At 52.8% G+C, this 20613-nt stretch carries 18 protein-coding genes and 1 other annotated feature; of the genes, 14 read left to right on the top strand and 4 right to left on the bottom strand.

Going from position 1 to position 20613, the window contains the following annotated elements; translation table 11 throughout:
• Position 1: 1 nt before the first annotated feature.
• The 6 genes from pqqB (at position 2) to sbcB (ending at position 7195) form a co-directional block, all read left to right on the top strand.
• Entirely contained in the window at positions 2 to 913 is a 912-nt protein-coding gene (gene pqqB / locus J1C60_RS07075; RefSeq protein ID WP_128178855.1) for a pyrroloquinoline quinone biosynthesis protein PqqB, read from the top strand.
• Positions 914 to 922: 9 nt separating this feature from the next.
• Positions 923 to 1690: a pyrroloquinoline-quinone synthase PqqC gene (gene pqqC / locus J1C60_RS07070; protein WP_128178854.1), complete on the top strand. Its 768-nt coding sequence runs from the start codon at positions 923 to 925 to the stop codon at positions 1688 to 1690.
• A 5-nt stretch (positions 1691 to 1695) separates the two neighbouring features.
• On the top strand, positions 1696 to 1974 hold the full coding sequence (gene pqqD / locus J1C60_RS07065; RefSeq protein ID WP_375139782.1) for a pyrroloquinoline quinone biosynthesis peptide chaperone PqqD: 279 nt from the start codon (positions 1696 to 1698) through the stop codon (positions 1972 to 1974).
• On the top strand, positions 1961 to 3094 hold the full coding sequence (pqqE, locus tag J1C60_RS07060; RefSeq protein WP_128178852.1) for a pyrroloquinoline quinone biosynthesis protein PqqE: 1134 nt from the start codon (positions 1961 to 1963) through the stop codon (positions 3092 to 3094). The genes pqqD and pqqE overlap by 14 nt, the downstream gene beginning before the upstream one ends.
• A 7-nt stretch (positions 3095 to 3101) precedes the next feature.
• Positions 3102 to 5513 (top strand): pyrroloquinoline quinone biosynthesis protein PqqF, encoded by a 2412-nt coding sequence (pqqF, locus tag J1C60_RS07055; protein ID WP_128178851.1) that lies wholly within the window; start codon positions 3102 to 3104, stop codon positions 5511 to 5513.
• 206 nt (positions 5514 to 5719) lie between these two features.
• Entirely contained in the window at positions 5720 to 7195 is a 1476-nt protein-coding gene (sbcB, locus tag J1C60_RS07050) for an exodeoxyribonuclease I (RefSeq protein ID WP_128178850.1), read from the top strand.
• A 56-nt stretch (positions 7196 to 7251) separates the two neighbouring features.
• On the opposite strand, the gene J1C60_RS07045 is transcribed toward sbcB, so the two are convergent.
• From J1C60_RS07045 to J1C60_RS07035, 3 genes are all read right to left on the bottom strand, one after another.
• Positions 7252 to 8619 (bottom strand): APC family permease, encoded by a 1368-nt coding sequence (locus J1C60_RS07045; protein WP_128178849.1) that lies wholly within the window; start codon positions 8617 to 8619, stop codon positions 7252 to 7254.
• Between the two features lie 526 nt (positions 8620 to 9145).
• Positions 9146 to 10444 carry a 4-aminobutyrate--2-oxoglutarate transaminase gene (gene gabT, locus J1C60_RS07040; RefSeq protein ID WP_128178847.1) on the bottom strand — a complete coding sequence of 433 codons (1299 nt, stop codon included), beginning with the start codon at positions 10442 to 10444 and terminating at the stop codon, positions 9146 to 9148.
• A gap of 62 nt (positions 10445 to 10506) precedes the next feature.
• Positions 10507 to 11925 carry a glutamine synthetase family protein gene (locus J1C60_RS07035; protein ID WP_182611442.1) on the bottom strand — a complete coding sequence of 473 codons (1419 nt, stop codon included), beginning with the start codon at positions 11923 to 11925 and terminating at the stop codon, positions 10507 to 10509.
• A 237-nt stretch (positions 11926 to 12162) separates the two neighbouring features.
• Between J1C60_RS07035 and puuD the strand changes: the two genes are divergently transcribed.
• Complete coding sequence (gene puuD / locus J1C60_RS07030; protein WP_128178845.1) at positions 12163 to 12924, top strand: gamma-glutamyl-gamma-aminobutyrate hydrolase; 762 nt, start codon at positions 12163 to 12165, stop codon at positions 12922 to 12924.
• A 126-nt stretch (positions 12925 to 13050) separates the two neighbouring features.
• On the top strand, positions 13051 to 14319 hold the full coding sequence (locus J1C60_RS07025) for an NAD(P)/FAD-dependent oxidoreductase (protein WP_128178844.1): 1269 nt from the start codon (positions 13051 to 13053) through the stop codon (positions 14317 to 14319).
• Positions 14320 to 14381: 62 nt separating this feature from the next.
• Here the strand turns inward: J1C60_RS07025 and J1C60_RS07020 are convergent, their stop codons facing one another.
• The gene (locus J1C60_RS07020) at positions 14382 to 15212 is read right to left on the bottom strand and encodes an SDR family oxidoreductase (protein WP_128178843.1); all 831 of its coding nucleotides are present in this window, start codon (positions 15210 to 15212) and stop codon (positions 14382 to 14384) included.
• Between the two features lie 216 nt (positions 15213 to 15428).
• Between J1C60_RS07020 and hisL the strand changes: the two genes are divergently transcribed.
• The 6 genes from hisL to hisH all read left to right on the top strand — a co-directional run bounded on the left by hisL (position 15429) and on the right by hisH (position 20611).
• On the top strand, positions 15429 to 15476 hold the full coding sequence (gene hisL / locus J1C60_RS07015) for a his operon leader peptide (RefSeq protein ID WP_100396937.1): 48 nt from the start codon (positions 15429 to 15431) through the stop codon (positions 15474 to 15476).
• Positions 15452 to 15573 (top strand) — a sequence feature (His leader region). Its footprint overlaps the gene before it by 25 nt.
• An 82-nt stretch (positions 15574 to 15655) precedes the next feature.
• Positions 15656 to 16555, top strand: a complete 900-nt coding sequence (gene hisG, locus J1C60_RS07010; RefSeq protein ID WP_128178842.1) for an ATP phosphoribosyltransferase — start codon at positions 15656 to 15658, stop codon at positions 16553 to 16555.
• A gap of 3 nt (positions 16556 to 16558) precedes the next feature.
• Entirely contained in the window at positions 16559 to 17866 is a 1308-nt protein-coding gene (hisD, locus tag J1C60_RS07005; protein ID WP_128178841.1) for a histidinol dehydrogenase, read from the top strand.
• Positions 17863 to 18951 carry a histidinol-phosphate transaminase gene (gene hisC, locus J1C60_RS07000; RefSeq protein WP_128178840.1) on the top strand — a complete coding sequence of 363 codons (1089 nt, stop codon included), beginning with the start codon at positions 17863 to 17865 and terminating at the stop codon, positions 18949 to 18951. Before hisD ends, hisC begins: the two co-directional genes overlap by 4 nt.
• Positions 18952 to 18953: 2 nt before the next feature.
• A complete protein-coding gene (gene hisB / locus J1C60_RS06995; protein WP_128178839.1) occupies positions 18954 to 20021 on the top strand; it encodes a bifunctional histidinol-phosphatase/imidazoleglycerol-phosphate dehydratase HisB in 1068 nt (355 codons plus the stop codon).
• Positions 20021 to 20611: an imidazole glycerol phosphate synthase subunit HisH gene (hisH, locus tag J1C60_RS06990; protein ID WP_128178838.1), complete on the top strand. Its 591-nt coding sequence runs from the start codon at positions 20021 to 20023 to the stop codon at positions 20609 to 20611. The genes hisB and hisH overlap by 1 nt, the downstream gene beginning before the upstream one ends.
• Positions 20612 to 20613 lie beyond the last annotated feature (2 nt).

The raw sequence follows: 20613 nt of genomic DNA, 5'->3' as shown, positions 1-20613 counted from the left end.
CATGCAGATTAACGTTCTTGGTTCAGCGGCAGGTGGCGGTTTCCCCCAGTGGAATTGCAATTGTCGTAACTGTCACGGTGTACGTAACGGCACCCTCCCTGCTTCTGCTCGTACCCAGTCTTCCATTGCGATCAGTGATAACGGCATCGACTGGATACTCTGTAATGCTTCACCGGATATCGCACATCAAATCGCGGCGACACCAGAATTAATAAAACATGACGTGCTGCGCGGTACCGCAATTGGCTCAATTATTTTGACAGATAGCCAGATAGACCACTGCACAGGCTTATTGAGCCTGCGTGAAGGCTGTCCGCATCAGGTATGGTGCACACCTGAAGTTCATGATGACTTAACCACCGGCTTCCCCATCTTCCCAATGCTTACGCACTGGAACGGCGGCTTGCAGTGGCACAGTATTCAGCCGGAGCAAGCGTTTACAACCGCAATTTGCCCGGCATTACATATTACGGCTCTGCCTATTTTGAGCAATGCGCCTCCCTATTCAAAATATCGGGGAAGACCGTTGCCGGGTCATAATATCGCGCTATTTATTGAAGATACCCGCACGGGTAAAACGTTGCTATACGCACCGGGTTTAGGCGAGCCCGACGAGCAACTGATGCCGTGGCTGCAAAAAGCAGACTGCCTACTGATTGATGGCACCTTATGGCAGGATAACGAGCTGGCAACCACTGGCGTAGGCCGTAATACCGGCAAAGATATGGGCCACCTGGCACTGGCGGAAGAACAAGGGTTGATCGCCCTTCTTTCATCACTGCCAGCCGAACGTAAGATCCTTATCCATATAAATAATACCAACCCTATTCTTGATGAATCCTCTGTTGAACGACAGGCACTGACCCGACAAGGTATTGAGGTCAGTTGGGATGGTATGCATATTGAACTGTAGGTGATCCAAATGAATAAAACAGCGCTTGCCACAACACCCATGACAGCGGAAGCCTTTGAACAGGCTTTGCGAGCCAAAGGATCCTGGTATCATATCCACCACCCTTACCATATTGCGATGCATAATGGCCAGGCAACCCGTGAGCAAATCCAGGGATGGGTCGCTAATCGCTTTTATTATCAGACCAGCATCCCCTTGAAAGATGCGGCCATCATGGCCAACTGTCCCGATCCGCAAACACGCCGTAAATGGGTACAGCGTATTCTCGATCACGATGGCCACGGTCAAAGCGAAGGCGGCATTGAAGCCTGGCTGCGTCTGGGAGAAGCGGTTGGCCTCGATCGTGACGTGATACTTTCTGAAGAGCTTGTGCTTCCGGGCGTGCGCTTTGCGGTTGATGCTTACGTTAATTTTGCGCGTCGTGCCGTCTGGCAGGAAGCCGCCTGTAGTTCCCTGACGGAACTGTTTGCCCCGCAAATCCACCAGTCACGTCTGGATAGCTGGCCGCAGCACTACCAGTGGATCGAAGCGCAGGGCTATGACTATTTCCGTAGTCGTTTAAGCCAGGCAAATCGTGATGTGGAGCACGGCCTGCAGTTGGCGCTGGAATATTGCGATACCGTTGAGAAACAACAGCGCATGCTGGAGATCCTGCAGTTTAAACTGGATATTCTGTGGAGCATGCTGGACTCAATGACCATGGCGTATGAATTGCACCGCCCGCCTTACCACAGCGTAACTAATGAGGCTGTCTGGCATAAAGGACGACTTTTGTGATCGACATAACTCAACAGCATATACCGTTGTTTCGCCGCGGCTTCCGTCTGCAATGGGAGCAAGCACAGGGTTGCCACGTGATTCTATATCCTGAAGGCATGGCAAAACTCAATGACAGTGCGACCGCTATTTTGCAAATGGTGGACGGCAACCGCCCGATCGCAACCATTATCGCCGAGCTTAACGCCCGTTTTCCTGAGGCAGGCGGCGTGGATGACGATGTGATCGCGTTTTTTGCTCAGGCACATGAACAAAAGTGGATTATTTTCCATGAACCAGCATAAACCTGATGTCAACCCGCCGCTGTGGCTACTGGCGGAACTGACTTATCGCTGCCCGTTGCAGTGCCCTTATTGTTCCAATCCGCTTGATTTTGCGCAGCAAGAAAAAGAGCTAACGACAGAACAGTGGATCACGGTGTTCAAGCAGGCACGCGAGATGGGTGCGGTACAACTTGGTTTCTCCGGCGGAGAGCCGCTGGTGCGGAAAGATCTGCCCGAACTTATCCGGGCAGCACGCGACCTCGGCTTTTATACCAACTTAATTACCTCGGGTATTGGCCTGACGGAGAAAAAGATCGATGCCTTTGCGCAGGCCGGACTCGATCATATCCAGATCAGTTTCCAGGCCAGCGATGAGACGCTGAATGCGGCTATTGCCGGTTCCGCCAAAGCTTTCCAGCAAAAGCTGGAGATGGCGAAAGCAGTGAAAGCGCACGGCTATCCAATGGTGCTTAACTTTGTGCTGCATCGCCATAATATCGATCAGATCGATCGTATTATTGAACTCAGCATTGAGCTGGAAGCCGATGACGTCGAACTGGCAACCTGCCAGTTCTATGGCTGGGCGCAGCTTAACCGTGAAGGCCTGCTGCCCACGCGTGAGCAGATCGCCCGCGCGGAGGAAGTGGTACATCACTACCGCGAAAAAATGGCGGATACCGGCAATCTGGCTAATCTGCTGTTTGTTACGCCAGACTATTATGAAGAGCGACCCAAAGGCTGCATGGGCGGCTGGGGTGCGATTTTCCTGAGCGTAACGCCAGATGGTATGGCGCTTCCCTGCCATAGCGCGCGTCAGCTTCCGGTACAGTTTCCCTCGGTGTTGGAGCATGACCTGCAGCATATCTGGTATGAATCCTTTGGATTTAATAAATACCGCGGTTTCGACTGGATGCCAGAACCTTGCCGCTCCTGTTCAGAAAAAGAGAAGGATTACGGCGGTTGCCGTTGCCAGGCCTTTATGCTGACAGGCAATGCCGATAATGCCGATCCGGTGTGCGGCAAATCGCCACATCATGGCAAAATTCTCGCCGCACGCGAACAGGCGAACTGCACCAATATCCAGATTAATCAGCTCCAGTTCCGCAATCGCGCAAACTCACAGCTGATTTTCAAGAGCTAACGTTAGGATGTCAGGGCCGCTCATTCCCCTTTGCCTGACGCTGGCAAACGGATTGCGTGTCAGGCTGATCTCCGATCCGCTTGCTTCACGCGCCGCCGCACTGGTTCAGTTGACAGCAGGCAGCCATGACGAGCCTGACGAGTGGCCTGGCCTGGCGCACCTGCTGGAGCATGTGGTTTTTTCGGGCAGTAAGGGATATCAGGAAGAACATCGCTTAATGAGCTGGGCGCAGGCGGAGGGGGCAAAACTTAATGCCACCACCCACGCAACCTCTACAAGCTGGTTTTTTGATAGTCCGATGGAAAAACTCAGTGAAGGACTGGCGAGGCTGGTCGATATGCTGGCTTACCCCCTGCTCTCACCGCAGGCAATCCAGCAGGAAGTCGCGGTGATTGATGCTGAATATCGGATGCTGGCGTCACATGCCGATACGCAGCGTGAAGCCGCACTCGCACAAACTTTTGTATCTCCGCCTGCGTTGCAGCGTTTCCACGTCGGTAACCGAAACCACTTTGGCGATAACAGCGTGGCTTTGCAGCAGGCATTGCAGCGCTATCACCGGCATTTTTTTTCTGCACAGAACATGACGCTTTGGTTGCAGGGTCCCTGCTCGGTTGAAAGATTAACCGAACTGGCTGAAACCTATGGCAGCCGCTTTGCAAATAACGGAAAAGCCCCGGAGAAATTGACAGAAGAAGTGCGACTCCGCACGGATCGCTACTTTCGCCTTCGTATTCAGGACGCGCCCCGATTATCCTTCGCCTTTCCACTGCACCCCGTTGAACAGCAGGACTGCCAGCCACTCACATTATTGCGCCAGTTGTTAACTGATGAGGCACAAGGCAGTCTGTTAGCGGTACTACGAGAAAAAGGCTACTGCGATAACTTGCAGGTTTCACTCCCTTATTACACGCCGGATGCGGCTATTCTACGTATTGAGTTTGAGGTAACTGACTCAGACAGCGCGCTAAGCGCCGCCATTGAAGCGATTTTTACCGTCTGGTTATCCTCTCTCGCCAGGCTGGATGCTGCGCAATTACAACATTATCGTCAACTGGCCGGACAGGATTTCACCCGCCTGACGCCTATCGATCAATTACGTGCCAGGGCCTTCGGTTTTGCGCCGGTGTCTCAATCTGCCAGCAGGCTAGCCGCCAGTTGGCCACACTGGATCAGTCAGTTGACCCCCGAAAATATGACACGTTTATGGGTATCGCCCGAAGAGCAAGGCACTGAGATTACGGTGCAGGGCTTTACGTTATCTATGAATACGAGGAGTTGGGCGCAGCCGCCGTCCGCCGTGACTTCTCCGGCAGGCGTTTTTTATTCAGCGCAGCAGCCGATCGCGCAGCCGTTCTTGCCACCACAGCGCGTTACGCTTCCCCATATTCAGCCAGATAGCGGTACCGCGACTTTATTACTGAGCCCGGTGCAGGGGCGTCTGTTATCCCCTCGGCTGGCCTATGCAATACAGGCCAGCCTGCGAACCATCGTCGGTCAGTGTAAACATGCCGGAGGGCAGTTACGCTTTACCGAACATCAGGGCGAGTGGCTTCTGGAGCTCACTGCCAGCCACGACGTTATGTTATCAACTCTGGCAGAGATGCTTGTTCGGATCGCCCATCCCTCAGCATCACAACGCGCGCAAGGCGAACGGTTATTTCAGGCAGAGCAGCAGCGCCTGAAGAGCGATATTGCCGTACGTTATTTACTGAACCAATTGCCGGCAGTACTGTTTGGCGAAGACGAGAACGGTTTGCCCCCGTGGCAGGCGACACTTTACGGTGGAGATAGGCTGCTATGTGATGCACTATCCCGTTTGTTATCTTCATTCCCTGCTGCGGTTAATCCGCCAGCTCAGCTTGACGCTATGCCGCAACCGCAGCAGCTACGCTATCTCCGGCAAACCGCCGGTAATGATGCGGCCGTGGTACTGTTCTGTCCGCTTGTTGAAGCCACAGCCGACTGTCTGACAGCCTGGCGGATTCTGGCTGCGTTGTTTGGGCCCCGCTTTTTCCAGCAACTGCGCGTGGAGAAAAATCTTGGCTACGTCGTCACCAGCCGTTTTCATCAGGCTGCGGGGATCGCTGGCATACTGTTTGCCATCCAATCCCCGGAGACTTCCGTTGCCGCGATCAGAAACCACCTGGGTACCTTTATTGATGAGGTGGGCAGCACTGTCGCGGGTATTAAAACCAACACCCTCGCTGAAAAAAGTCTCATGCTGCGTAGTGAAATCACTCCTCGCGGTGGAGTGGGAGCAGAACAAGCCCGGCAACATTGGCTGCAACTACGCGGCTATGCGCCGCCGGTTGACGAAACATCATTGCGTGCACTGACTCCAGATATGTTATATCACTATTACCAGCGACTAAATCAGGAGCGCCAGCGCTGGTGGTGGCTTGATAATGGCGCGTAAGCGCACTTATCCACGGGCGCACGGGCGATATTACGCATACCCTGTCGCCGCGCGTCACCGCCAACCATTGGGTTAACCCTGTACCCTCGGTTGAGGATTCCTTATACTCGCCACTGAATCCTGCTCAGGCATAACTTTTCCTGAATATTCGGCCCTTGTGTTCAATCGTTCCCTGCAATGACCGGGTACCCAAGCAGGCCGTTCGAATGCGTGATGATGCCGCATCATCAAATCCGGCGATAGAGAAGAAACAAGTGAATAAAGAGAATCCACAACCTACCTTCCTCTTTCATGATTATGAAACCTTCGGCAAAAGTCCGTCTCTGGACCGCCCTGCGCAATTCGCGGGTGTCCGAACGGATATGGATTTCAATATAATTGGGGAACCCGAAGTATTTTACTGCCAGCCAGCGGATGATTATCTGCCGCAGCCTGAAGCGGTAATGATCACCGGTATAACACCTCAACAGGCAAAAGCACGCGGAATAAGCGAGGCTGAGTTTGCGAAAAGGATCCATACGCTATTCACCGAACCTGATACCTGTGTTGTCGGCTATAACAACATCCGATTCGACGACGAAGTAACACGCAATATTTTCTACCGCAATTTTTACGATCCTTACGCCTGGAGCTGGCAACATGGCAATAGCCGCTGGGATTTACTGGATGTCATGCGCGCCTGTTATGCGCTGCGTCCGGACGGAATTGTGTGGCCAGAAAATGATGATGGTTTACCGAGTTTTCGCCTTGAACATCTGACCCGTGCTAATGGTATTGAACACGCTAACGCGCATGACGCCATGTCCGATGTTTACGCCACTATCGCGATGGCAAAGCTGGTCAAAACCCAGCAGCCAAAGCTGTATGACTATCTTTTCAGTCATCGCGGTAAACAGAAAATCAGCACACTGATTGATATCCCGCAGATGAAGCCGCTGGTACACATCTCCGGTATGTTCGGTGCACTGCGTGGCAATACCAGTTGGATAGCACCACTCGCCTGGCACCCGGATAATCGAAATGCCCTGATTACCTGCGATTTAGCCGGTGATATGAGGCCATTACTGGCGCTGGACGCGGAGCAGTTGCGCGAACGGCTTTATACCCCCCGCGAGCGCCTCGGCAATGAAGCAGCCGTGCCGCTCAAGCTGGTGCATATCAACAAATGTCCAATACTGGCCCCCGCGAATACTCTGCGACCAGAAGACGCAGAGCGCATTGGCATCGATCGCCAGCGCTGTCTTGATAACCTGACGTTACTGCGACAGCATCCTGAAATCCGTGAAAAAGTGGTCACGCTCTTTGCCGAAGCAGTGCCTTTTACCGCCGCGGATGACGTTGATGCGCAGCTCTATGCTGGCTTCTTTAGCGATGCGGATAAATCGGCTATGAAAATTATTCTGGATACGCCGGCGGTAAATTTACCGGCGCTGGATTTAACCTTTAACGATAAGCGAATTGAAAAGCTTCTATTCCGCTATCGGGCGCGTAACTTTCCCGGCACGCTGGACGATAGCGAGCAGCAGCGCTGGCTGCAGCATCGGCGTGAGACGTTAGATGCTGAGCGCGTTGAGCGTTATGTACTGGAACTGGAATCACTGGCTAACTTACATGAGACGGATGCCGATAAACTGACACAATTGAAGGCTCTGTTTGAGTATGCGCGTGAATTAGTCTCCTGAATCGCACGCATAAAAAAGGGCGCATTCGCGCCCTTTTTTAGCTGTAGAGATTATGATTACTGGAAGTCTTCGCTACATTGCGGCACCGGATTACGGAAGCTACGCGTCACAAAAGCCAGATAAATCAAACCAATGGCTCCCCATACCAGACCGAGGATCATTGAACTCTCTTCCAGGTTGATCCACAACGCACCTACCGTCAACGCGCCCATTAAAGGCAGGATCAGGAAGTTAATATTGTCTTTCAACGATTTATTGCGGCCTTCACGGATCCAAAATTGTGAGATTACCGACAGGTTCACGAAGGTAAACGCCACCAGCGCACCAAAGTTAATCAGCGCGGTTGCGGTCACCAGATCGAAGGCAACTGACGACAGCGCAATAACACCCACCAGCACTACGTTCAACGCAGGTGTACGCCATTTTGGATGAATATAGCCGAAGAAACGCTCAGGGAAGACGCCGTCACGTCCCATCACATACATCAGGCGCGAAACACCCGCATGCGCCGCCATACCAGAGGCCAGCACGGTCACGCAGGAGAAAATCAGGATGCCAAACTGGAAGGCTTTGCCCGCCACGTACAGCATAATTTCTGGCTGCGATGCATCCGGATCTTTAAAGCGCGAAATGTCCGGAAAATAGAGTTGCAGGAAATATGAAACCACCACGAAAATCACGCCGCCGATAAGAGCCGTCAGGAAAATCGCTTTAGGAATAACCCGCCCCGCGTCTTTTGTCTCTTCCGACAGTGAACTAATGCCATCAAAACCGAGGAATGAGAAGCATAAAATAGTCGCACCGGTAATCATTGGCACAACATGCGCGTTCTCAGACCAGAACGGACGCGAGCTGACCAACGTACCCGCCCCTTCTCCATGTGCAACACCGTAAACAACCATGCCCATAATCACGACCATCACGGCAACCTGCAGCACCACAATGAAGCTGTTAAAGTTGGCAACGGTTTTGATACCGCGCAGGTTGGAAAGCGTCATAAAGCCCACCAACAGCAGCACAAATATCCACGACGGCACGCCAGGCACCAGCGCTTCAAAATAGATTTTTGCCAGCAGAATGTTGATCATCGGCATAAACAGATAATCAAGCAGTGAAGACCAGCCCACCATAAATCCAACGCCCGGACTGATAGCCTTTTGCGCATAGGTATAAGCGGATCCCGCAGATGGGAAGCGGCGTACCAACTTACCGTAGCTTAAGGCGGTAAACAGAATAGCAATCAGTGCAAAAGCGTAGGCTGTCGCCACATGCCCGTCGGTCAACCCTGAAACGATGCCAAAAGTATCGAAGAGTGTCATCGGCTGCATATACGCAAGCCCCATCATTACAACGGGCATTAAGGTCAGCGTTTTCTTGAGTTGCGCGCGCGGCTGAGGCACGGCTGCAGAATCAACGTGCGACATGGTTCAGCCTCCCCGTAGCGACAACCTTTCTGGGTTGCATCACAGGGAAACTTCGCGAGGTGCGATAGATACTTTTGAGAAGGGAAACAGCGAAACAGGCAGGCGAGAGTATTCCCGCAACGGCGCCGTAGTCGTCACGCTGGCGAAGTCCGGCAACAGCCGGTGCAAAGTTAAAATGTTGCCCCATCGTTCTAATCCTCAACAAGTCACGTTTATGCGTGCTTAAAGCGTGTATCTATCCGGAACCGGTCCGGCCTCTTTAAAATGCGATTGGTTTATATCCGAAGCGACTGGCGTTATCTGAATGCTACATGAGGAACGCCTTTTCGGAACCATCACTCGCCACTACAACAACCCACATCACCACGGAAAATGCAAAAAAATGGCGCACCGCGTGCTGCCTTTCTAGTCTAACATCTTGAGGTTACAGTAAAATTGCGAATGCTACCCTACTCACTCTGATAAAGAGTCGGGCAAGTTAACGCAACCAGTACCGATACAGCCTCAGTGACGACGAATAGAGATTCTATTTTGCAGGGCGCGTATTCTGCACCAAATGGAGGGCAGAATACAAGATGTTGAGGCCTTCAATAACAATTTCTTTGCTTGCGGTCAGGGGAATGAGAAAGCGAATAACATTTCCCCGCACGCCGCACGAAAGTAATATCAGCCCCTGCTTACCCGCTTCCTGCACCAGCGCCTGTGTTAGTACTTTATCTGGCTTCTGACGATCGCCTTGTTCAATCAACTCCATCGCAATCATTGCGCCGATACCACGGACTTCGCCAATGCAGTCAAACTGCCCGGCAAACTGCTGCAACCTGTTAGTGACGTACTCCCCTTGCGCCTGCGCTTTTTGATTAAGCTGCTCTTCTTCGATCAGCGTAGTTACCGCCAGCGCCGCCGCAATGCCGATGGGGGAACCGGCATACGTACCGCCCAATCCGCCAGCCTGTGCTTTTTCCATTAGCACTTTTTTGCCCACCAGCGCTGATAACGGAAAACCTCCCGCCAGGCTTTTCGCCAAAGTGATCAAATCGGGCTCAATACCGCTATGCTCAACGGCAAAGGTTTTACCGGTACGACAAAAACCACTTTGAATCTCATCAACAATTAACACAATGCCATGTTCATTACACAGTGTTCGTAGCTGTTGCAGAAAAGCGGGCGACGCGGCATAGAAGCCGCCCTCACCCTGCACCGGCTCAATAATAATGGCCGCCACCTCTTCAGGTGATACATCCGCGGCAAAGATCCCCTGCAGTGCGCCGAACGCCTGCATATCACTAACCCCTAAGTAAGCGGCGGGATAAGGTGCATGGAAAATCCCTCCGGGAAAAGGCCCATACCCCCTCTTATAAGGTTGAACTTTGCCGGTGAGCGCCATCCCAAGCAGCGTCCGGCCATGGAAAGCACCCCGGAAGGCGATGACTGCAGTGCGGCCTGTGGCAATGCGGGCGACTTTTATTGCATTTTCTACCGCTTCAGCGCCGGTCGTCATCAGTAGCGTTTGGGTCGGCTCTGCAATCGGCACCAGTTGGTTCAATTTTTCAGCCAGTTCAATATAGCTGCCATACGGCGTTACCTGAAAACAGGGATGGGTAAACGTCTCCAATTGCGCGCGAACGGCCTGAATCACCCTGGGATGATTATGCCCGGTGTTTAGCGCCCCAATACCTGAAGCGAAATCGATATAGCGTGTACCTTCCACATCCCACAATTCCGCATTGCGCGCCAGGGCAACATACACCGGAAGTGAGTTACCTACGCCCGCCGTGACGGCCGCTTCGCGCCGAACCTGCCACTCCTGATTACGCTGACTCATGATGCAACCTCTTCATTACCGAGCTCCCGGATAAAAGATCGTGGGGGCCAGCTCCCACGCCATCAGGCATTTTTGAGCATCCAGTCGATTTCGGTGGCGGTGATCAGCCTTTCAAAATGCATCAGTTCATGATGTTTACAGCGATGCCAGACAAAGCCAAAGCGATCGCCCAGCTGCTTGTGCAAATGCTCATTCTGCGCAAACTCAGCCAGTGCATCACTTTGCCGAACAGGTAATGGCTTGCCCTGCGCTTCATGCCCATTTCCTGTTACAGCCTGCGACAACGGCAAGGCGTTATCCATGCCATGCAGAATACCCGCCAGCACAGTAGCAACCACCAGATAAGGATTCGCGTCCGCACCTGCAACACGGTATTCCACGCGATGATTATCGGCATCCCCGCAGGGAATACGCAACGCAACGGTACGATTGTTATGCCCCCAGGACGCCTGCAGCGGCACAAAAGCATCCGGAATAAAGCGACGATAGGCATTAACATTCGGTGCCAGCAGCGCCATTGACGCTGGCATTAAATCGATCATGCCAGCCAGCGCACGCTTTAGCAGCGGAGAGTCACTACCGTCATCACAAACAAACGCATTATGGTCAGCGGTATCGCGCATGCTGAGATGCACATGCATACCGCTACCGGCATATTCCTCATAAGGTTTAGCCATAAAGGTGGCGTTCATATGGTGATTTTCAGCGACCTGCCGCACCAGCCTTTTTAACTGGATAGCATGGTCGCAGGCGCTGAGTACATCGCGCGTGTGGTGGAGGTTGATCTCAAACTGTCCGGGTGAAGCTTCAGCCAATGCACCATCGGCAGGTATGCCCTGCAATGTGGCAATGGTGTCGATATCACTGAGAACTTCGGAAAAATAGTCTAAATGGTCAACGGAATAGACTTGATTTTGCAGGTTACGCTCTTCGCTTCCGGGGGCACAGGGCGGCTGAATATAGCCGTCCGCATCGCGTTTTTTATCAACCAGATAGAACTCCAGCTCTACCGCTACCACCGGGAAAAGACCTCTGTTACGCAATTGCTGCCAGAGGTGATTGAGAACATTTCGGGGTTCAACGTCAAAGGGAGTGCCATCTTGATTACACATGGTCAGTAAAATCTGAGCCAAATGCTGGGGATCCGATGCTGAGGGGATCAGCGTGCCGCCGACGGGGATACAAATGTTGTCTGGTTCGCCGAGCGCTTGCCCTAATCCCGCTTCTTCTACGGTATTGCCTAAAATATCCATCGCAAAAACCGACGCTGGAAAGTAACAACCTTTTTCAATTTTCGCCAGACTCGCGAAGGGAATGCGCTTACCTCGAAAAACACCATTTAAATCATTAAGAAGAATATCTACATACTGTGTTTCAGGATAGCGTTCCAGGTAAGATTCAACCTCGTGCTGGAACGCGGTGATTCGTTTTCCTTCACCATGTCGCGTGAAGTCTTCTACTTCCACAATATTAGTCATGATGTTACCCACCCTTTAACGCCGTGCATTTCAGACTGCAAAAGTATTACCGTCTCAGATCATCAACTGCTCAAAATACCAGCTATATTCCTAACATAGCCTTAACACAAAAGGTGTGCAAATGTTACATTCCAGATTAAATATTAAGCGATAGATTGTTGGATTGAAAATTTCATTGCACGCTTTTTCACCCATCAAAGCATCTTGCGGGTTAATTTTTTGCCAGTGCAGCGAGGAAAAATGGGCATTGCTCTTAACAAACCGTTGATTGGCATTGTGATGTGCCAAATTGATAAAGACGGCCATCCAACGCAAATGGTGCACAATAAATATCTTGACGCCGTGGTCAATGCGGGCGGTATCCCACTTGCCCTCCCGCATATGTTAATTAGCGATGCAGCGCTTACTGGCAACCCGCTGGCGTCACTGGACGGCGTATTGCTCACCGGCAGCACCAGCAATATTGAGCCACACCACTATGGCGAACGAGGCACCGAGCTGCACACCGATCCTGGTCGCGATAAACTGGCCTTTGCCATAATCACCCAGGCAATGGCATATCAGATGCCCTTGATGGCTATCTGCCGTGGCCTGCAAGAGTTGGTTGTCGTTACGGGAGGATCGCTTTACCGCCAGGTGCATCTGCAGCCCGGACTTAGCGATCACCGGGAGGATACAGCGCGATCACTTGAGGAACAGTATGCTCCGGCCCATTCGGTGAGCATTGAGGCTGGCGGTTTACTGTCTGGCCTGGTGAACGGACGCGATAACTTTCAGGTGAACTCCTTACATCAACAGGGCGTTCGTTCGCTGGGTCCCGGCGCGCGCATTGAGGCCCGGGCAGCTGATGGGCTCATTGAAGCCGTCAGTCTACGTCATCACCCGTTCGCTTTAGGGGTACAGTGGCATCCCGAATGGCAATCCGATAAATCAGAAATCTCCCGCCTGTTGTTTGAAGGCTTTATCCGGGCCAGCGATGACTATCGCCGGGGAAACCACTAATACCCGGTAAGACTATGGTCCCATACGATGATCGCTTACCGTACACGCTGCAGTATCGTCAGCGTCCATTCGCTCGTCACCTCTTGAGCCAATAAAACCGCAGCTTAAAATCTGATGGGGAAATGCATGAACAATTACTATACCGCAACCGCCAACTATCATGCTCCGTGGCCGCAGTTGGAGGAGAGTATTGCATGTGATGTTTGTATTATTGGTGGTGGATTCACCGGACTTTCATCGGCGCTCTTTTTAACGGAAGCGGGTTATGATGTCGTGCTGCTTGAAGCCGAGGGTATCGGCTTTGGCGCCAGCGGGCGCAATGGCGGTCAGTTGGTTAACTCCTGGAGCCGCGACGTGGATATTATCCAACAGCGTTACGGAAGCGATGTGGCGAATATGTTTGGTAGCATGATGTTCGAAGGGGGCGACATCATTCGGGATCGTATCGATCGCTATGCCATCGCCTGTGATTATCGCCCGGGAGGGATCTTTGCCGCGCTAAATAGCCGACAAATGAGACAGTTATATGCACAGCAGACACGCTGGACGCGTTTTGGTAATCCTGATCTCACGCTGCTTGATGCGTCAGCGATGCAGCGTGAAGTCGCTTCCAAACATTATGTTGGTGGATTACTGGACAAACGCGGTGGCCATTTACATCCGCTTAACCTGGCACTGGGTGAAGCTGAAGCCATCCGACGCCACGGCGGGCGCATTTATGAACATTCGGCAGCGCTTCACTTAGTTTATGGCTCGCCAAACCTGATAAAAACCGCCAGAGGTGACGTTAAAGCCCACTACGTTATTTTTGCCGGCAATGCGTATTTACCTCCACAACTTGAGCCTCGTCTTGGCAATAAAAGCATGCCATGTGGCTCGCACATCGTGGTGAGTGAGCCATTGAGCACAGATACTGCGCTGTCGCTGCTCCCCAATAATTACTGTGTGGAAGACTGTAACTACCTGCTCGACTATTTTCGTCTTACGGCGGATAACCGTTTGCTGTATGGCGGTGGCGTCACTTACGGAGCACAGGATCCGAATGATATTGATGCGCGACTACAACCTAAATTGCTTAAAACCTTTCCGCAACTACGCGATATCGCCTTTAACTATCGCTGGAGCGGCAATTTTTTACTGACTCTGTCACGGATGCCGCAGTTTGGCCAGTTGGAAAAAAATGTGTATTACATGCAGGGAGATAGCGGACATGGCGTGACCGGCACACATCTGGCGGGCAAATTAATTGCAGAAATGCTGCGTGGTCGTGCGGAGCGTTTTAATGCTTTCGCTAACCTCCCCCATCTGCCTTTTCCAGGAGGACGGCGTTTTAAAGTACCTTTAATGGCGATAGGGGCCGCCTGGTATACGTTACGCGATCGGCTGGGCATCTAACGCACTCCTGCTGCAGGATAGCCAAACGCACCAACCGAACATATTGGACCTGACGCAGACACCTATTCCAGTGGCATGGTCGCCGGGTCGGGATAGCGGTAATCAAATCCCAGCTCATTGCAAATAGTATTGCCGTCAATAATCTTGCCCCGAGCGTCATTCTCATCCGGCAAAAACGTTGGCGGCGTCAATCCCAACAGCTTCGCCACCGCCGGATAAAACTGGTTTCGCGCGGGATGTTCAGGCGCACTTAAATTGTAGATATGGCCGCCTTTTGGTGTTTGTAGTAACAGGACGATGGCCTCCACGACATCATCCAGATGCACCAGATTAACGCCGTGGTTACCCTGTGCAATATCTGTTTTTCCCGCTAAAAATCGCCCCGGATGGCGGCCCGGCCCCACCAGACCGGAGAGACGCAGCACATCAACCGAGGTCCCCGGCAGATCGTGCAACCAATTCTCAAGCGCGACCAGTGTTTTCCCCGCAACGGTTTCCGGCTCGCGTGGGCTGCTCTCTTTCATCACCCCCGATGCCGTACCATAGACCGATGTTGAACTGGTAAACAAAATGCGGGGGACATTAAACGCCAGGGCACTGTCAACTACCTGCTGTACCGCCTGCATGTAAGTCTCGCCGCCTTCTGCCGTCCGGCTGGCAGGCAGCGTTATCACCAACGCCTCAATACCTTTCAGCAATTTGTCCAGATCGTCTGCGTCACAGACAAGTTCAGGTTTCAGCTCCAGTTGAAAAGCATTAATTCCACACTTTCTTGCCGCATCAACGCCATCCGGTGTGGTTTTACTGCCGCAGACTTCCCATCCCCGAGCCGTAAGCGCCATCGCTAACGGCATCCCCAACCAGCCAAGGCCGATAATCGCCACTCTCTTCATACCCGACTCCTGCGTTCGCTCTGTACATACCCGTCATTCTTCGGGCGCTTCCGTGTTCACGGCAGTTTCAGGCTACGCCACGCGTATCACGCTGACAATCACTCGTTGATAAGAGAATCTTTCATTGCTAACAAAAAAGGGTTGCCATCATCCGTTATTCTGGTTAGGTTAACAGCATATAAGTGAATACACATTCATACGGAATAACGAAATTTTATGACACGCGTTCAGTTCAACCATCATCATCACCATCACCCTGACTAGTCTTTCAGGCGATGAGTGCTGGAAGACGATTAGGATCTTCCAGTGGTGCAGAACGCAAGAGAGCCCCCGGAAGATCAGCTTCCGGGGGCTTTTTTTTAGCTTGTAATTGATGTTAACGCGTAGCAGACAGGTTTCAGATTCAACATTGCAAACCCGCAGACAAATAAAGGAAAGCACCGATGTTAGATAATTCCCGTTTACGCATAGCTATGCAGAAATCCGGTCGTTTAAGCGATGAATCCCGTGAACTGCTGGCGCGTTGCGGTATTAAAATCAATTTACAGCAGCAACGCCTGATCGCCTTTGCTGAAAACATGCCGATTGATATTCTGCGGGTACGTGATGACGATATTCCCGGTCTGGTAATGGATGGCGTAGTCGATCTGGGGATCATCGGTGAAAACGTATTGGAAGAGGAATTACTGACACGCCGTGCTCAGGGAGATGACCCCCGCTACTATACTTTGCGTCGCCTTGATTTTGGCGGTTGCCGCCTGTCACTGGCGATGTCCGTGGATGAGGAATATCGCGGCGTACAGTCGCTGCAAAACACCCGCATTGCCACCTCCTATCCGCATCTGCTGAAACAGTATCTTGATAAACAAGGCGTCAGCTTTAAATCCTGTCTGTTGAACGGTTCCGTTGAGGTTGCACCGCGTGCTGGCCTTGCCGATGCGATTTGCGATCTGGTCTCAACCGGCGCCACGCTGGAAGCCAATGGCCTGCGCGAAGTTGAAGTGATCTACCGCTCTAAAGCCTGCCTGATCCAGCGCGACGGCGAAATGCCCGCCGCTAAACAAGAGTTGATCGATAAACTGATGACGCGTATTCAGGGCGTGATTAAAGCACGTGAATCCAAATACATTATGCTGCACGCCCCCAGCGATCGTCTGGATGAAGTGATCGCGCTGCTACCCGGCGCCGAGCGCCCTACGCTACTACCCTTGGCCGGTGATAAAAGCCGCATAGCACTGCACATGGTCAGCAGCGAAACACTTTTCTGGGAAACGATGGAAAAACTAAAAGCCCTTGGTGCCAGCTCAATTCTGGTGCTACCTATTGAGAAGATGCTGGAGTAAGCCATGAGCACCTTTAACACCATTATCGATTGGGAAGCCTGTACTGCCGGGCAGCAGCAGACACTATTAACGCGGCCGGCTATTTCAGCATCCGGAAATATCACGCAAACCGTTCGTGACATTCTTGAAAAAGTGAAAAGTGAAGGCGATGATGCCCTGCGTTATTTCAGCGCCACGTTCGATAACACGCAAGTTGATGCGCTGCGGGTTAGCGACGAACACATTGCCGCCGCCGTCGCCCGGGTGGATGATGCCCTGAAAGAAGCGATGGCCGTCGCCGTTGGCAATATCGAAAAATTTCATCGTGCGCAAACGTTACCGGCTGTCGATATTGAAACCCAACCTGGCGTGCGCTGCCAGCAAATTACGCGCCCGGTCGCCTCCGTGGGGCTCTATATTCCTGGCGGATCCGCTCCGCTTTTTTCAACAGTACTGATGCTGGCGACGCCAGCACGTATTGCCGGCTGCCCTCGCGTGGTGCTCTGTTCACCTCCGCCGATCGCCGATGAGATCCTTTATGCCGCACAGCTGTGTGGCGTGCAGGAGATTTTTCAGGTTGGTGGCGCGCAGGCCATTGCCGCCCTCGCCTTTGGCACTGACAGCGTGCCTAACGTCGACAAGATTTTTGGTCCGGGCAATGCCTGGGTGACCGAGGCCAAACGTCAGGTCAGCCAGCGCCTTGACGGTGCTGCCATTGACATGCCTGCAGGCCCTTCGGAAGTGCTGGTGATCGCCGATGCTGGCGCAACCCCCGATTTTGTTGCCTCCGATCTGCTTTCCCAGGCGGAACATGGTCCGGATTCACAGGTTATTCTGTTAACGCCTTCTCGCCCAATGGCGGAAGCGGTGGCGCTCGCCGTCGAACAACAGCTGGAGCAGCTTCCGCGTGCTGAAACCGCACGTCAGGCGCTGGAGAGTAGCCGTCTGATCGTTACCCGAGATCTGGAGCAGTGCGTTGCAATCTCCAACAGGTACGGGCCGGAGCACCTGATTATTCAGACGCGCCAGGCACGGGATCTGGTCGACGCCATTACCAATGCCGGCTCGGTCTTTCTGGGTGACTGGTCACCGGAATCCGCCGGGGATTACGCTTCCGGCACCAACCACGTATTGCCAACCTATGGCTACACCGCAACCTGTTCCAGCCTTGGGCTGGCGGATTTTCAGAAACGAATGACCGTGCAAGAACTGACCCCGGAAGGGTTTATTAACCTGGCCGCCACCATTGAAACCCTGGCCGCCGCAGAGCAATTGCTTGCCCACAAAAATGCCGTGACGTTGCGTGTTACCGCACTGAGAGAGAAAGCATGAGTCAGAGTATCGAAGCATTAGCCCGTGCCAACGTGCGGGCGCTGACCCCTTATCAGTCAGCACGTCGGCTCGGCGGCAAGGGCGACGTCTGGCTTAACGCCAACGAATACCCCGTTGCCGTCCCCTTTGAACTTAGCCAGCAGACGCTGAACCGCTATCCGGAGTGCCAGCCGACGCAGGTTATTGAACGTTACGCTGCTTACGCTGGTTTATTGGCGGAGCAAGTGTTGGTCAGCCGGGGCGCCGATGAAGGCATTGAGCTACTGATGCGTGCGTTTTGTGAACCCGGTAAAGATGCCGTGCTGTTTTGCCCGCCCACCTATGGTATGTATAGCGTCAGCGCTGAAACCATCGGTATTGAGTACCGAACCGTTCCGACACGTGAAGGCTGGCAGCTCGATCTTTCTGCTATTGCTGCACAACTGAACGGAGTGAAACTGGTCTATCTGTGCAGCCCAAACAATCCCACCGGCAATCTTGTTAATCCCGATGAGATTCGTCAACTGTTGGAAATGACGCGCGGCAACGCGCTGGTCGTTGCCGACGAAGCCTATATTGAGTTCTGTCCTCAGGCCTCGCTGACGACCTGGCTAAAAGATTATCCGCACCTTGTGATACTGCGTACCTTATCTAAAGCCTTTGCGCTGGCAGGCCTGCGCTGCGGCTTTACCCTGGCCAATAAACCAGTGATTGACCTGCTGATGAAGGTGATTGCGCCCTATCCGCTCTCAACGCCCGTGGCCGATATTGCCGCTCAGGCACTGAGCGATCACGGTATCGCGTTAATGCGTGAACACGTCGCGGAAATCCTCGCCACCCGTCGCCTGTTAATTGATGCATTAAAAACCTGTGACTGCGTTGAGCAGGTCTTTGACAGCGAGACAAACTACGTGCTCGCGCGTTTCACCGCCTCAAGTCAGGTATTTAAAACACTCTGGGATGAAGGCATTATTCTGCGTGACCAGAATAAACAACCCGGGCTTGCCGGATGCCTGCGCATCTCCATTGGCACCCGTGAGGAGTGCCAGCGTACGATCGCGGCACTGAAAACGTTACCCGGCACCGCCGCTGTTTCCATGGAGTAAGCATGAGCCAGAAAATCCTTTTTATTGACCGTGATGGCACCATTATTTCCGAACCTCCACAGGATTTTCAGGTGGATCGCCTGGATAAACTGGCCTTCGAACCCGATGTCATTCCTGCATTGCTTGCGCTGCAAAAAGCCGGTTTTCAACTGGTAATGGTAACCAATCAGGATGGCCTGGGCACCGCCAGCTTCCCGCAGGCCGATTTCGATGCGCCGCATAATCTGATGATGCAGGTACTGACATCGCAAGGCATCCGCTTCGAAGATGTGCTGATCTGCCCGCATCTGCCGGAAGACAATTGCGACTGCCGCAAGCCTAAGGTACAGATGGTCGAATCCTGGCTGAGCGATGACGTGCTCGATAAAAACAACAGTTATGTGATTGGCGATCGCGTGACCGATATTGTGCTGGCGGAAAATATGGGGATCGGTGGAATACGCTATGGCAGTGAGGGCCTGAACTGGGAAGCCATCCGCCAACAGTTGACCAAGCGCGATCGCTATGCGGAGGTTAACCGCAATACTAAAGAGACGCAGGTTCACGTTGAAGTCTGGCTGGATCGGGAAGGTAACAGCAAAATCAGCACCGGTGTGGGTTTCTTCGACCATATGCTGGATCAAATTGCCACCCACGGTGGTTTTCGTATGAATATCGATGTGAAAGGCGATCTCTATATCGACGATCACCACACGGTTGAAGACACAGGGCTGGCGCTGGGAGAAGCGTTATTAAAGGCGCTGGGCGATAAGCGCGGCATCGGTCGTTTTGGTTTTGTCCTGCCTATGGATGAATGCCTGGCACGCTGCGCGCTGGATATTTCCGGGCGTCCGCACCTTGAGTACAAAGCCGAATTTAACTATCAGCGCGTGGGCGATCTCAGTACCGAAATGGTTGAGCATTTCTTCCGCTCGCTCTCTTATTCCATGGCCAGCACCTTGCATCTGCGTACCAAAGGCAAAAACGACCATCACCGCGTTGAAAGCCTGTTCAAGGTGTTCGGACGGACGCTGCGCCAGGCAATTTGGGTTGAGGGGAACACCTTACCGAGTTCGAAAGGGGTATTGTAATGAAGGTCGTTATTCTTGATACCGGCTGCGCGAATCTTTCCTCAGTGAAATGGGCTATCCAGCGGCTGGGCTATCACCCTGAGGTGAGCCGTGACGCCGAGGTCGTGCTTCAGGCCGATAAACTGTTCCTGCCCGGCGTTGGCACGGCGCAGGCGGCAATGGCGCAGTTGCAGCAGCGCGATCTGATCGATCTGATTAAAGCCTGTACCCAACCAACACTGGGAATTTGTCTTGGAATGCAACTGCTGGGGACAGAAAGCCAGGAAAGTGGCGGAATCAAAACGCTGGGGATTATCGATCAACCGGTAAACGTGATGAAAGACTCCGCGCTGCCGCTGCCCCATATGGGCTGGAATCAAATTACGGCCCTGGCCGGTCATCGTCTTTTCAGTGGCATAGCGGATGGCACGTATTTTTACTTTGTCCACAGTTACGCCATGCCGGTCAACGCCAATACCATCGCGCAATGCGATTATGCTGGCCCCTTTAGCGCCGCCGTACAAAAAGACAACTTCTATGGTGTGCAATTCCATCCTGAACGCTCAGGTCGGGCTGGCGCTCAGCTGATGAAAAACTTTCTGGAGATGTAGTC

The sequence above is a fragment of the [Pantoea] beijingensis genome, assembly GCF_022647505.1.
GTDB lineage: Bacteria > Pseudomonadota > Gammaproteobacteria > Enterobacterales > Enterobacteriaceae > Erwinia > Erwinia beijingensis.
The sequence above is the reverse complement of the archived record's forward strand: the minus strand, read 5'-3'. Positions and strand labels throughout refer to the sequence as shown.